The organism is Mycobacterium sp. NBC_00419 (assembly GCF_036023875.1).
GTDB lineage: Bacteria > Actinomycetota > Actinomycetes > Mycobacteriales > Mycobacteriaceae > Mycobacterium.
This window is the reverse complement of sequence record NZ_CP107931.1, coordinates 3,105,822-3,118,582: the sequence shown is the minus strand read 5'-3', so window position 1 is coordinate 3,118,582 and position 12,761 is coordinate 3,105,822. Positions and strand designations below refer to the sequence as shown.

The window sequence follows — 12,761 nt, the reverse complement described above, 5'->3', positions numbered from 1 at the left end:
TATGATCTACACCATAGATCTAGGTCACATCGGCCCGGTTGCCGCAGGTCAGAAGATCGCGCTGGCGGCGGTTATGCGGCCGGCCCGATTACCCGTTGCGCTCATGAAACTCTCATCTTATGGTCATAAGCATAGTTATGGACCGGGCATTCGCCCGCCCCGCAAGGAGACCGCCATGTGGCTGATCGAGTTGAATATCGCCGGCCACCGGTTCACGCGCCACGTCCCTGACAAACGCCGCCAGCTGTTCGGCCGCGGCGCCCGTGCGCTCTCCTGGCGAGGCTCCCCCTTCCGTTCGTCCACTGCCGCCTGAATGGCCCCCAAGGCACCTGCTGACACCGTCCGCCGAACCCGGGGTTCGACGCGGACCAAGATGCTGATCAGCGCCGCGGAGGTACTGCGCGAGCGCGGGGCCGCCGGGGTCACGATCGACGAGGTGCTGGCCCGCAGCGGCGCGCCCCGCGGGTCGGTCTACCACCACTTCCCGGAGGGCCGCAGCCAGATCCTGCGCGAGGCGCTGGACTACGCCGGCGACGCGATCACCGCCAGCATCGACGAAGCGGCCGGGAAGAACTCGACCGTACTGCTGCGTCGCTTCGTCCAGCTCTGGGAAGACGCCCTGACCGCCAGCGACTACTCCGCCGGATGTCCCGTGCTGGCGGCCGCGGTCGGCTCGGGCGAGGACGAACAGCAGCTCACCGCCGTGGCCGGCGACATCTTCAGCCGGTGGCGCGAAGCCTCCAAGCAGGCCTACATAAGGGAAGGCTTCGACGACGCCGAAGCCGCTTCCCTGGCCGACACCACGATCTCCGCCATGGAGGGCGCGGTGGTGTTATGCCGCTCGGTACGCAGTCTCGAACCGCTGCACGAAGTCGCCGGTCAGCTCGATTTCCTCATCAAGGCAAAGGAATTCGTGACGAAGTTCGGTATGCCCAACCTCAATGCCTGAAACTCCAACGCGCACAGACGAAGTCGCCGTTGACACCGGTCTCGATCAGCGTCCACTCCGAAGCAACCGGCAGCACCGGCGCCCCGGCTCCCAGGCTGCAGGGCGCGTAGGACACGATCAGCTCGTCGACGAGTCCGGCAGCGACGAACTGTGCGGCAACGTCGCCACCACCGACCACCCAGACATCCTTGTCGCCGGCGGCTTCCACCAGCTGAGGATGCAGATCGGTTGGCGCACCGCTGAACACACGCACGGGGTGGTCGTCAGCGACGATATCCGGACGGTGGGTGAGCACCCACGTCGGTTGGCTGTACATCCACGGGCCGGGCTGATTGGCCACCAGCCACTCGTAGGTCGCCGACCCCATCACCAGCGATCCGATCCCGGCCTCGAACGCCCGATAGCCGAACGGTCCGTCGATGTCGATGTCGCGGGAGGTCAGCCAATCCAGACTGCCGTGATCGTCGACGATGTAGCCGTCCAGGCTCGATGCGGTGAAGTAGAGGGTGGCCATGTCTTCGAGACTATGGCGGCCGTGCTGGAATACAAGACGTGATGACGTCTGACCCGCATATCGACGGGCAGGACCCGGAAACCCCGGAGAGCGTCCTGACCCGCTTCGCCATCACCACGCTCGAGGAAGATCTCGCCGACGCCACGGTGGTCGCGTCGATGCCGGTGGGTGGCATGTTCAACCCGTTCACCGGCCACCCGACGATCGGTGCGCTGGCGATCCTGGTCGACGACGTCGGCGGCCGCGCCAACTTCTACCGCCGCAGTGCCGGCCAATGGACCGTGTCCAGCGAGCTCGCCGTCGAGCTCAGCCCGGACGGCATCGACAGCATCCTGGCCAACCCGCACGAGCCGGTGGTGGCCAGTAGCCGGCCGCTGGGCCCGCACGGCGCCACCCTGCTGGCGATCTGCACGCTGACCCACGGCGGCACCACCATCGGCGGTGGCACGGTGCGCACCGTCGCGATCAGCGGCGGCCCCGACGGGCCGCTGCCCCGGGGGTCGGATCCGCTCACGCGCACCCCGGAGACATCGCTGGCCGACCTGATGTCCGTGCATCGGCTGCCCGTCGACGGCGACACCTTCACGCTGGCCCAGCGTCCGGACTCCATCATCAACAACTTGATCGGCATCATCCACGGCGGCGTCAGCAGCACCGGGCTGGAACTGGTCGCCTCCGCGGCGATCAACCACGGCCAGGACGAACCGCTGCGCACCGCATCGCTGCGGGTGAACTTCGTGCGCCCGTTGTTCGCAGGCGAGCGCTCCCGATACGAGGGCAGGGCGGTGCGGGTGGGCCGTAACTCCGCGATCGGCGACGCCGTGGCGATCGGCGACGACGGCAAGACCGCCATCATGGCCCGCGTCACTGGATACCGTTGATCACTATGACCGACGACTTCGCCGCGCTGTGCGCCAACGAACCCGAACTCGCCGAGCTTCGCGCGTCGGTGCGGGCGTTCCTGGCCGCGGATCAAACCGAATTCGGCTGGGAATCTTCGGTAGACACCTGGTTGTCGAGCTGGGACGAACCGTTCAGTGCCCGGCTCGGTGAAGCCGGCTTCCTGGGGTTGACCATCCCCGTTGAGTACGGCGGGCGGGGCCTGAGCCATCTGCACCGCTACGTGGTGACCGAAGAGCTGCTGGCCGCGGGCGCCCCGGTGGCCGCGCACTGGATCGCCGACCGGCAGGTGGCACCCGGACTGCTGGCATACGGTTCGGAAGAACAGCGCCAACGGTCGCTACCGAAAATCGCTGCGGGACGATTATTTTCGGCGATCGGGATGAGTGAGCCGCAGGCCGGCTCCGACCTGGCGGCGTCAGCGGCGAAGGCGGTACGCACCGACGGCGGCTGGGTGCTGTCGGGGACCAAGGTGTGGACCAGTGGCGCGCATCTGGCACACCAGATCGTGGTGCTGGCCCGCACCAGTGCGGTCGACCCCGGCCGGCGGCACGCGGGATTCAGCCAGTTCATCGTGCCGACGGACCTGGCGGGGATCACCATCAGCCCCATCGTGATGATGTCGGGTGAGCACCACTTCAACGAAGTCACCTTCGACGAGGTGTTCATCGACGACGACAACCTGCTCGGCGAGGTGGGCAACGGCTGGCACCAGGTGACTGCGGAGCTGTCGTTCGAGCGCAGCGGCCCCGAACGCATCCTGAGCACAGCCCCGCTGTTGACCGCATTGATCCGGGCCCTGGCCACCCAGGACGATATCGACGATCACAGCGCAGCAGCAGTCGGAGACCTTGTGGCACGGCTCATTTCGCTACGGCAACTGTCGGTGTCGGTGGCGCGCGAACTCTCCGACGGCCGCTCCCCGGTCAACGAGGCCGCGCTGGTGAAGGATCTGGGCACCCGCTTCGAACAGGAGTCGGTGGAGTTGGCCGCCGACCTGTTCTCCTATATCGCCACCGAGGCGCCCGGCCGCGACCGGGTGGCTGCACTGCTGGCGGTGGCACGCCTGCATTCACCGCTGTTCACGCTGCGCGGCGGCACCAACGAGGTCCTGCGTGGCGTGGTGGCCCGAGGAATGGGGTTGAGGTGATGAAGGCTCTGACCGGCGGGGTATTCGGAACGTCGCACAGCACAGACGATTTCGCCGAGCTGCGACAGCTCGCCGAGGACATCGGCGGGCGCAGCTTCGACGAGCGGATCGGCCACCGCTCGCTGCCTGACGCATTCGACTTCACCGCATGGCGCCACCTCGAGGACGCCGGGCTGACGCGTTTGACCAGTGATGCCGAATCAGGCGGCGGGCCAGCCGAACTGGCGCTGACGCTACGTGCATTGGCACGGCACGCGGTGACCGTTCCGCTGGCCGAGACCGACGTGCTGGCAGGCTGGCTGGCCGGTGTGGCCGGTGTGGAAGTCCCCGCAACCGGGCCACTGACGCTCGCACTCGGCGAGGCGGACTCCCCGAGCGTGACCGGTGTGCCGTATGCACGCGACGCCGCCGCGGTGGTGTTCGCGTTGCGCGACGGCGATCGGCTGCAGGTGGCGGCGGCGGCTCCGGCCGGTCTCGCGATCACTAGCGGCTACAACCTCGGCGGTGAACCCCGCGACGCCGTCGCGGTACCCGACGGGGGGTTCGTGACAGTCGAGGGCGCCGCCACCCAGTTGCAGCGTCGCGGCGCGTGGGCGCGCTGCATTCAGTCCCTCGGCGCGCTCGACGCGGCCGTCGAGTACTCGGCGGCCCATACCCGCGAGCGCGAACAATTCGGCCGTCCGCTCAGCGCGTTCCAGTCGGTGCAACACACGCTGGCCTCGATGGCCGGTGAGGTCGAACGAGCCCGTGCCGCAGCCGAACTCGCGGTTGCGGCCGCCGCCGTGCACGGCTTCGACAGCACGCAGGCCGACTACGCCGTCACGGTGGCCAAGGTGGTGCTCGGCCGGGTCGTACCGACCGTCACCACCGCGGCTCACCAGCTGCACGGCGCGATCGGCGTGACGATCGAGCACCGGCTGTGGCTGGCGACCATGCGGGCACGCAGCTGGATCGACGAGTTCGGCGACACCGCCGGCTATGCCACCCGGCTCGGGCGGATGGCGCTGACCGCCGCGCGCCAGGGAGACCCGTGGGACGTGGCGGTCGGCGCCGCCGCGGGTTAGCTACCCGTCCAGTTCGGCGCCCGCTTCTCGGCGAACGCGACCGCGCCTTCCTGGGCATCCTTCGAGGCGAAGACCGGCATGAAGATCTCGGCCTGCTTCTTCCACTGCTCCTCGACGCTCCAGCCGCCCGCCTCGGTGATGATCCGCTTGGTGGCGGCCACCGCCAGCGGGCCGTTTGCGGTGATCCGCTCGGCCAGCTCGATCGCCGCCTCAAGGGCGTGCCCCGGCTCAGCCAGCACGTTGACCAGGCCCAATTCGTGCGCCCGGGTGGCAGGCAGATTGTCGCCGGTCAGTGCCAGCTCCATGGCGATCTGATACGGGATGCGCTTCGGCAACCGCAGTAGGCCACCGCCGCCGGCGACCAGGCCGCGCTTGACCTCCGGGATCCCGAAGGCGGAGTCCTTGGCGGCCACGATCAGGTCGGTGGCCAGTGCCACTTCCGTGCCACCAGCCAGCGCAAAGCCCTCGACCGCGGCGATCAACGGCTTGACCGGCGGACGCTCGGTGAAGCCGAGGCCACGACCCTTGACCGCCACGTTCTCGCCGCGGGCGAACGCTTTGAGGTCCATGCCCGCGCAGAACGAGCCGCCGGCGCCGGTCAGGATGCCCACCGACAGGCCGGGATCGTCGTCGAGCTGGTCCATCGCGGCCGCCAGGCCGTTGCTGACCGCGGCGTTGACCGCGTTCTTGGCCTTGGGCCGGTTGATGGTGATGATCAGGATGCGGCCGCGCTGCTCGGTGAGGACGGCGGGCTCTTCGGTAACGGCGTTATCGGTCACGCCGCTGATCGTAACGAGCGTGGTGTACGGGCCGCACCGAGGGCGGTACGATCGAAAAACTAGAACACGTTCCACTTTGCTCAGGGAGATGACATGGGCGCACGAACGGCGGCCCGCGGCGAGACCGCGAAGTGGGATCCCCAGCATGTCGAGCGCACCATGGCGGTGCTGCGCCCGTTCCTGCGGTTGTATCACCGCAGCGAGGTTCGTGGTCTGGAGAACTTCCCGCCCGGCGGCGCCCTGGTCGTCAGCAATCACTCCGGCGGCCTGTTCGCGATGGACGTCCCGGTGTTCGCACTCGGTTTCTACGACACGTTCGGCTACGACCGGCCGGTGTACACGCTGAGCCACGACATGCTGATGACGGGTCCGACCGCCGACTTCTTCATCCGCAACGGCTTCATCCGCGCCAACCATGAGAACGCCGATGCGGCATTGCGCTCCGGCGGTGTGGTGGTGGTCTTCCCCGGCGGGGACTACGACGTGTACCGGCCGACGTTCGACGAGAACAAGATCGACTTCGACGGCCGCACCGGCTATGTGAAGGCCGCGCTGAACGCCGGTGTCCCGATCGTGCCGACGGTGTCGATCGGCGGCCAGGAAAGCCAGCTGTACCTATCCCGCGGCACCGGCCTGGCCAAGCTGCTGCGGCTGGACAAGCTGATGCGATCGAAGATCCTGCCGATCTCGTTCGGCTTCCCGTTCGGGTTCAGCGCCGTCCTGCCGGTCAACGTGCCACTGCCGACCAAGATCGTCACGCAGACGCTCGAGCCGATCCACATCACCGAGATGTTCGGCGAGGACCCCGATATCGACGCCGTCGACGCCTACGTTCGTCGCGTCATGCAGCAGGCCCTCGACGAGCTGGCCGCCCAGCGCCGCCTGCCGGTGATCGGCTGATGAACCCGCTGTCGCGGCTGACGGCCGTCGCTGACGCCGTAACCACACTGGCCAAGGCGGGGTTCCTCACCCCGATGCGCCCGGACCGCACCCTGCGGATGGTGGCGGCCGCCCGTGACGAGGGCCTGTCGATCACGACCGGCTTCGCCACCGCGGCACAGCGTTTCCCGGACCGCCCCGGCCTGATCGACGAACTCGGCACGCTGACCTGGCGCGAGCTCGACCAGAACTCCCACGCTCTGGCCGCCGGACTGCAGCAGCTCGAGGGTGGCACACCCGAAGTGGTCGGGGTAATGTGCCGCAACCACCGCGGCTTCGTCACGGCTCTGGTGGCAGCCACCCGCATCGGCGCCGACGTGTTGCTGCTGAACACCGCGTTCGCCGGGCCCGCCCTGGCGGAGGTGGTCAACCGTGAGCACGTCGACACCGTCATCTACGACGAGGAGTTCACCACCTCGGTCGACCAGGCGCTGGCCGACCAGCCGGCCGCACGCCGCATCCTGGCCTGGACCGACGACGGCGCCGACTCGACCACCGTCGACGGGCTCGTCGACTCGCACCGCGGCCAGCGGGCGCCGAAGGCGACCCGCAAGAGCAAGCTCATCCTGCTCACCTCCGGCACCACCGGAACTCCCAAGGGCGCCAAGCATTCCGGCGGAGGCGCGGGCAACCTCGTCGCGATCCTACGGCGCACCCCATGGCGGCTCGGCGAGACGACGGTCGTGGTCGCGCCGATGTTCCACGCCTGGGGGTTCTCCCAGCTGGTATTCGCCTCGGCGATGGCGTGCACGGTGGTGACGCGCCGCAAGTTCGACCCCGAAGCCACCATGGCTCTCGTCGACCGCCACCGGGCGACCGGGCTGTGTGTGGTCCCGGTGATGTTCGACCGCATCATGGACCTGCCCGCCGACGTACTCGACCGTTACAGCGGCCGCTCGCTGCGCTTCGCCGCGTGCTCCGGGTCGCGGATGCGGCCCGACGTGGTCACCGCGTTCATGGACCGGTTCGGCGACGTCATCTACAACAACTACAACGCCACCGAGGCGGGCATGATCGCCACCGCCACCCCCGAAGACCTGCGGGCCGCGCCAGACACCGCGGGCCGGCCGGCCGTCGGCACCGAGATCCGGATCTACGACGAGGAGTTCCGCGAGGTACCCGCGGGGACGGTCGGGCGGATCTTCGTGAAGAACTCCACCCAGTTCGACGGCTACACCTCCGGCAACACCAAGGATTTTCACGACGGCTACATGTCGTCGGGCGACCTGGGCCGGGTCGACGCGGCCGGCCGGCTGTTCGTCGTCGGGCGTGACGACGAGATGATCGTCTCCGGCGGTGAGAACGTCTACCCGATCGAAGTCGAGAAGACGCTGACCACCCACGCCGACGTCGCCGAGGCAACGGTGCTGGGAGTCGACGACGAGCAGTACGGCCAGCGGCTCGTCGCGTTTGTGGTGCTCGGCGACGGGGCGACCGTCACCTCCGACGACCTCAAAGCCCACGTCCGCGAGAACCTGGCCAACTACAAGGTCCCCCGCGAGATCACCATCCTGAGCGAGCTGCCGCGCGGCAGCACTGGCAAAATCGTGCGCAATGAACTCCTCGCGCGTGTCACGCCTGAAAACTGAGCTGCGGCGGCCGCGTCCGCTGCTGCGTTCCGTCGTCGAACTGGCCAACGCCGCCAACGGTTTTCGGCCGCTGGCCCGCAGGGGCTACCCCACCCTGGCCGTGTTCTGGGTGGGCTGGCCCACCTCGGAGCTGCCCGCGTTCTACGCCGCCGGATCGATGCTGGACGCGGTACGCCGCGGTCTGCGCGGCGACTTCCGGGGCCGGCGCGGCCTGCTCGCACTGGCGCTGACCGCAGCGTCGTGGGTGTTCCTGGCGTTGATCCAGCGGCGCAACGTCACCACACCGCGACCGGTGCTGCGCAAGGCACTCGTCGACGGCCTCGGCGAGGATTTCGCCGATGTCCTCGACACCCTGCCCACCACACCGTCGGCGTCGGGGCGGCCGACCGCGTGGCGCACCACCTGGTCACGGCGACAGTTCGTGGAGAAGACCAACATCGTCACCTACGGCCCGCACGGGCGGGCCAACCTGGCCGACGTGTGGCGGCGGCGCGACCTGCCGCGCGACGGCAAGGCCCCGGTACTGCTGGAGGTGCCGGGCGGCGCGTGGGCCATCGGCTGGCGCCGTCCGCAGGCCTACCCGTTGATGAGCCACCTCGCCGACCGCGGCTGGATCTGTGTGGCGATGAACTACCGCGTCAGCCCCGCGCACAGCTGGCCCGACCACATCGTGGACGTCAAACGCGCGCTGGCCTGGGTCAAGCAGAACATCGCCGACTACGGCGGCGACCCGAATTTCGTTGCGATCACCGGTGGTTCGGCCGGCGGTCACCTCGCCGCCCTGGCCGCCCTGACACCGAACGACCCCGAGTACCAGCCCGGCTTCGAGGAGGCCGACACCTCGGTGGTGGCCGCGGTGCCGGTGTACGGGCGCTACGACTGGTTCACGACGCACGGCAGCGGGCGGCGGGAATTCATCGGCTACCTGGAGCGGCTGGTGGTCAAGCGCCAATTCAGCCGGTTCCGCGACATCTACCTCGACGCCTCGCCCATCCGCCGGTTACGTGCCGACGCGCCGCCGTTCTTCATCCTGCACGGCGAGCACGATTCGCTGATCCCGGTGGTGGAGGCGCGCGACTTCGTCGCCGAGATGCAGAAGGTGTCGCAGGCACCGGTGCTTTATGCCGAGATGCCCGGCGCCCAGCACGCGTTCGACATCTTCTCCTCGCCGCGGGCACACCAGTCGGCCGAGGCCGTCGGCCAGTTCCTGTCCTGGGTGTACGCCAGCCGGATGTCGACGAGCGACTGAGCGCATGAGTCGACGACTACGCCGGGTACGAGACCTCGGCGTGCGAAAGCTGGTCGGGGGCGCCATCCTGCTGGTCCTGGTGGTCGCCGCCAGCATCAGCGGCTACATCGCCAGTAGCCACAACACGACCGAGCAGACGACGTTCGGCGACTTCGACAACCCGAACCGGGTTGAGGTCACCGCGTGGATCAATCGCGTCGACGCCTCGACACAGGCGTTGTCGCTGACCCTGTTACAAGTCCGGCCCTATGGAACGCTGGCAGCGCCGGACAGCTCCAACTTCGCCGACGACGCTGCGATGCTGACCAACGCTGTCGGCAACTGGAAGACCACGATCCAGGCCGGCGACTCGGCACCGGATGCCGAACAACGGATACAACTCAACGGCGCGTTCACCGACTACCCCTTCGACCACTACCTGACCGACCTCGAGGTACACGTCACCCGCGCCGACGGCACGGAGTTACCCGTCGCTCTCACGCTGTACAACAGCGACCCGTTCTTCCAGATCTCGCCCACCGCCGCCCGCGCGCCCAACGGGGGCACGGTGGTCAACCTCGATATCCGCCGCAGCGCACCCACTTTGGTCTTCGCGGTGTTCGTCATGGTGCTGATGCTGGGCCTGGCGGGCGCCGCGGCAGTGGCGGGCTACTACGTCCTGCACTGGCGGCGTGGTCTGATCTTCCCCGCGTGTTCGATGATGGCCGCCATCCTGTTCGCGCTGATCCCGCTGCGCAATGCCGTGCCCGGCGCTCCGCCCATCGGGTCGATCATCGACTTCGGCTCGTTCTTCATCGCCGAGGCCGTCATCTCGATCTCGCTGATCGCCGGCATATTCCTCGGCTTCAAACACCAGCTGGCCATCGAACGCGCCGAGAACTCCGAGGACGAACCGCCGTCCAAGCAGGCCTAAGCCTTCTCGCCCGCCTGCGCCATCGCCGTCTCGATGACGGTGAGCTCCTCGGAAAGCCCTGCTGCCGTGCGGATCTCGATGAAAGCCTTCAGCATGGCATCGGTGACCTCGTGTGGATCGCCGACCGTGGCCCCGTCGGTGAGGACCGAGATGTTGAGTTGGTCGACGTAGCTCCACACGGTGATGTTGAGCCCGCTGCCCGCGGTCAACGGGCCCACCGAATAGATCTCGGTGACCTGCGCGCCGCCGACCCGGCCGCGTTGGCGTGGGCCCGGCACGTTGGAGATGGGCAGGTTCATCACCTTGTTCTGGCCGTCCTTGGCCGACAACCACTTGAACAGCGCCTGGGCGGGCGCGGGCGGCAGGTAGGCCGACCACCGGCTGATCAGTTCCGGCCCGACGAGATGGTGACCTTCCTTGGCCAGCACCGCGGCGTCGTGGGTCTGCCGTACCCGCTCCAGCGGGTCGGCGACGTCGACCGGCAGCGCCACCATCATGCCGGTGAAGTAGTTGCCCGATACCCGGTCCGGGTCGAAGTTGAAACTCACCGGTACCGAGGCCAGCAGCGGATGGTCGGCGGCCCCGTCGTAGCGCAACAGCAGGCTGCGCAGTGCGCCCGCCGCGGTGGCCAGCACGATGTCGTTGAGCGTGACGCCGAGATGCTTGTTGGTTTCCTTGACGTCGGCGAGTGCCAATGTGGCTGTGGCGAAACGGCGTTCGGGTGTCAGCACATGGTTGAGGAACGACGGCGGCGGGGTGAACGGCATCGTCAGTTCCGGTGACAGCTTGCGCGAACTTTGACGGACCCGTTTGAGGCCGTCGGCGGTGTACTTCACGGTGGCCGGCACCCGGGCGATCTGGCGCATGTGGTCGGCGAAGGCCGAACGGATGAGCTCGCCGCGGGTGGGATCGGGGTCGGTCCGGTAGTCCTGGTGGGGATCCGGGCCGTCCTGCAGATCCATCCCCCGTGCCATCAGGTTGCCCGAGGCGACACCGTCGGCCAGCGCGTGATGAATCTTGCCGACCACCGCGATGCGGCCGTTGGCCAGCCCTTCGATGAAGTACATCTCCCACAGCGGGCGGGTGCGGTCCAACGGCGTGCTGGCGATCTCCCCGATGGCCTCGTCGAGCTCACGGCGGCCGCCCGGCTGCGCCACCCGCCATCCCCGGATGTGGTAGTCGAGGTCGACGTCGCAGTTCTCCCGCCACATCGGGTGGTGGAACTTCAGCGGAATGTCCAACAGCTCATAGCGGAACGGGTCGAGCTTGTAGAGCCGGCCCCGCAGCACCTGGCGGAACTCCTCGACCCCGAAGGTTCGATCCCCGAGTTCGTCGAGTTCGATCACCGCCACCTTGAGGGTGTGCATGTGAACGTTGGGCGCCTCGCTGTACAACAGCACCGCGTCCCAGCCGCTGAGTCTCTTCACCGCTGCGCCTCCCACTCGGGACCATACAATCGGCGACCGCTCAGATGACCTCTTTGGCCGACATCAGGCTGCGGTCGCGGTGAACCTGGTTGAGAAAAAGTCCGATGGCGGTGGCCGCCGAGCCGGTGCGGGCGCCGTCGATCATGTCGAAACCGTGTCCGGCGCCGGGCAATTCGACATAACCGACCGGGGATCGCGACACAGTCTTGAGTTCGTCGACGAAACTGCGGGCCTGTTCGACGGGGATCACGGTGTCAGCCGAACCGTGCACCACCAGGAACGGCGGGGCTTCGGGGTGGATACGCGCGATCGGCGAAGCGTTGCGGAACACCTCGCCGTGCCGGTCCTGACGCTTGTCGACCACGACCCGCTCGAGGAACTCGACGAACCGGGCCCGCTCGTCGGTGGAGCGGTCCTCCCAGTCGTAGCGGCCGTAGATGCCGACGACGGCGTCGACGGAGGTATCCGAGCCCTCGGGCAGATGCTCCTGGTACTCGGGGTCGTCGATGGTCAGGCCGGCCAGCGCGGCCAGATGCCCGCCCGCCGAAGCACCCGCGACGGCGACGAAATCCCGGTCACCGCCGAAGCGGTCGACATTGGCGCGCGCCCAGGCGATCGCCGTCTTCACGTCGTGGATGTGGTTGGGCCACCGGTGATGCGGGGCCACCCGATAGTCGATCGACAGACACACCCACCCCTTGGCGGCCAGGTGCGACATCAGCGCGTAGCCCTGCAGCATGCGGGTGCCGAGCACCCACGCCCCGCCGGGGATGAACAGCAGCACCGGGGCGGGCTCGGCAGGCAGGTGCTTGCGGCGCCAGACGTCGAGTCGCTGGGTGGGGTGGTTGCCGTAGCGCACCGAGGACCGGTAGAGGTGGCGGCGGTGTTCGAAGGCTTTCCACAGCGGCGGCATCCGGTCCGGTGCCGGCCAGTCGATCTGCAGATCCTCGGGGGCCACCACGCCACGCAACGCGGCGTCGGAGACCTCGTGGGTGCTTTCCCGATCCGTCTTGCGGACCTGCCCGGCGCCCGGGCTCAGCCAGGAGCGCGCGGCCGAACCCATGAAGTCGGGAATGTGGCGGTAGCCCCACACACTCATCGCGGTCGCGGCGCCGAGCGGTTCGAGGTGCCGCCCGATCACCGGCAGCTGAGCCGAGGCCACACTCATCGCCAGCGCGTAGTCGGCGGGGCCGGCGTCCAGCATCCAACGCAGTCGGTCCCACGGTCGTGCCGTCATTGCGCGAGCGTACCCTGCCGAACACGGGTGGAAACGACAATCTCACCGGAT

The 12,761-nt window shown here is 68.2% G+C and carries 13 protein-coding genes; 9 read left to right on the top strand and 4 right to left on the bottom strand.

The annotated features are described in order from the left end of the window. Nucleotide 1: 1 nt before the first annotated feature. On the top strand, nucleotides 2–313 hold the full coding sequence (locus OG976_RS14915; protein WP_328350110.1) for a hypothetical protein: 312 nt from the start codon (nucleotides 2–4) through the stop codon (nucleotides 311–313). After that, the gene (locus tag OG976_RS14910; RefSeq protein WP_328350108.1) at nucleotides 314–949 is read left to right on the top strand and encodes a TetR/AcrR family transcriptional regulator; all 636 of its coding nucleotides are present in this window, start codon (nucleotides 314–316) and stop codon (nucleotides 947–949) included. Here the strand turns inward: OG976_RS14910 and OG976_RS14905 are convergent. After that, nucleotides 939–1,463, bottom strand: coding sequence for a dihydrofolate reductase family protein (locus tag OG976_RS14905; protein WP_328350107.1), 525 nt, complete (start codon nucleotides 1,461–1,463; stop codon nucleotides 939–941). The two genes, OG976_RS14910 and OG976_RS14905, sit on opposite strands and share 11 nt — an antisense overlap. 41 nt (nucleotides 1,464–1,504) lie before the next feature. Between OG976_RS14905 and OG976_RS14900 the strand changes: the two genes are divergently transcribed. The 3 genes from OG976_RS14900 to OG976_RS14890 are packed head-to-tail and all read left to right on the top strand — an operon-like array spanning nucleotide 1,505 to nucleotide 4,577. Then, the gene (locus OG976_RS14900; protein ID WP_328363597.1) at nucleotides 1,505–2,344 is read left to right on the top strand and encodes a PaaI family thioesterase; all 840 of its coding nucleotides are present in this window, start codon (nucleotides 1,505–1,507) and stop codon (nucleotides 2,342–2,344) included. A 5-nt stretch (nucleotides 2,345–2,349) separates the two neighbouring features. Further along, nucleotides 2,350–3,513, top strand: a complete 1,164-nt coding sequence (locus OG976_RS14895) for an acyl-CoA dehydrogenase family protein (RefSeq protein WP_328350105.1) — start codon at nucleotides 2,350–2,352, stop codon at nucleotides 3,511–3,513. Beyond that, nucleotides 3,513–4,577, top strand: coding sequence for an acyl-CoA dehydrogenase family protein (locus OG976_RS14890; protein ID WP_328350103.1), 1,065 nt, complete (start codon nucleotides 3,513–3,515; stop codon nucleotides 4,575–4,577). Before OG976_RS14895 ends, OG976_RS14890 begins: the two co-directional genes overlap by 1 nt. On the opposite strand, the gene OG976_RS14885 is transcribed toward OG976_RS14890, so the two are convergent. Continuing rightward, nucleotides 4,574–5,356, bottom strand: a complete 783-nt coding sequence (locus OG976_RS14885; RefSeq protein ID WP_442930337.1) for a crotonase/enoyl-CoA hydratase family protein — start codon at nucleotides 5,354–5,356, stop codon at nucleotides 4,574–4,576. The two genes, OG976_RS14890 and OG976_RS14885, sit on opposite strands and share 4 nt — an antisense overlap. A 93-nt stretch (nucleotides 5,357–5,449) precedes the next feature. On the opposite strand from OG976_RS14885, the gene OG976_RS14880 reads away from it, so the two are divergent. The 4 genes from OG976_RS14880 to OG976_RS14865 are packed head-to-tail and all read left to right on the top strand — an operon-like array spanning nucleotide 5,450 to nucleotide 10,046. Beyond that, nucleotides 5,450–6,256, top strand: coding sequence for a 1-acyl-sn-glycerol-3-phosphate acyltransferase (locus OG976_RS14880; protein ID WP_328350101.1), 807 nt, complete (start codon nucleotides 5,450–5,452; stop codon nucleotides 6,254–6,256). Further along, nucleotides 6,256–7,884: an acyl-CoA ligase FadD12 gene (gene fadD12, locus OG976_RS14875; protein WP_328350099.1), complete on the top strand. Its 1,629-nt coding sequence runs from the start codon at nucleotides 6,256–6,258 to the stop codon at nucleotides 7,882–7,884. Before OG976_RS14880 ends, fadD12 begins: the two co-directional genes overlap by 1 nt. Then, nucleotides 7,850–9,133, top strand: a complete 1,284-nt coding sequence (locus OG976_RS14870; protein ID WP_328350097.1) for an alpha/beta hydrolase — start codon at nucleotides 7,850–7,852, stop codon at nucleotides 9,131–9,133. Before fadD12 ends, OG976_RS14870 begins: the two co-directional genes overlap by 35 nt. Nucleotides 9,134–9,137: 4 nt before the next feature. Further along, complete coding sequence (locus tag OG976_RS14865) at nucleotides 9,138–10,046, top strand: DUF4436 family protein (RefSeq protein ID WP_328350095.1); 909 nt, start codon at nucleotides 9,138–9,140, stop codon at nucleotides 10,044–10,046. Here the strand turns inward: OG976_RS14865 and OG976_RS14860 are convergent. Together OG976_RS14860 and OG976_RS14855 are read right to left on the bottom strand one after the other, a co-directional pair. Further along, nucleotides 10,043–11,473, bottom strand: coding sequence for a WS/DGAT/MGAT family O-acyltransferase (locus OG976_RS14860; protein WP_328350093.1), 1,431 nt, complete (start codon nucleotides 11,471–11,473; stop codon nucleotides 10,043–10,045). The two genes, OG976_RS14865 and OG976_RS14860, sit on opposite strands and share 4 nt — an antisense overlap. Before the next feature lie 40 nt (nucleotides 11,474–11,513). After that, a complete protein-coding gene (locus OG976_RS14855) occupies nucleotides 11,514–12,710 on the bottom strand; it encodes an alpha/beta hydrolase (protein ID WP_328350091.1) in 1,197 nt (398 codons plus the stop codon). Nucleotides 12,711–12,761: the final 51 nt, after the last annotated feature.

Bases quoted from the DNA above. Each gene is read 5' to 3' on its own strand.
- fadD12 (WP_328350099.1), top strand. From the start codon at position 6,256: ATGAACCCGCTGTCGCGGCTGACGGCCGTCGCTGACGCCGTAACCACA.
- OG976_RS14855 (WP_328350091.1), bottom strand. From the start codon at position 12,710: ATGACGGCACGACCGTGGGACCGACTGCGTTGGATGCTGGACGCCGGC.
- OG976_RS14895 (WP_328350105.1), top strand. From the start codon at position 2,350: ATGACCGACGACTTCGCCGCGCTGTGCGCCAACGAACCCGAACTCGCC.
- OG976_RS14915 (WP_328350110.1), top strand. From the start codon at position 2: ATGATCTACACCATAGATCTAGGTCACATCGGCCCGGTTGCCGCAGGT.
- OG976_RS14880 (WP_328350101.1), top strand. From the start codon at position 5,450: ATGGGCGCACGAACGGCGGCCCGCGGCGAGACCGCGAAGTGGGATCCC.
- OG976_RS14865 (WP_328350095.1), top strand. From the start codon at position 9,138: ATGAGTCGACGACTACGCCGGGTACGAGACCTCGGCGTGCGAAAGCTG.
- OG976_RS14870 (WP_328350097.1), top strand. From the start codon at position 7,850: ATGAACTCCTCGCGCGTGTCACGCCTGAAAACTGAGCTGCGGCGGCCG.
- OG976_RS14900 (WP_328363597.1), top strand. From the start codon at position 1,505: ATGACGTCTGACCCGCATATCGACGGGCAGGACCCGGAAACCCCGGAG.
- OG976_RS14890 (WP_328350103.1), top strand. From the start codon at position 3,513: ATGAAGGCTCTGACCGGCGGGGTATTCGGAACGTCGCACAGCACAGAC.
- OG976_RS14910 (WP_328350108.1), top strand. From the start codon at position 314: ATGGCCCCCAAGGCACCTGCTGACACCGTCCGCCGAACCCGGGGTTCG.
- OG976_RS14905 (WP_328350107.1), bottom strand. From the start codon at position 1,463: ATGGCCACCCTCTACTTCACCGCATCGAGCCTGGACGGCTACATCGTC.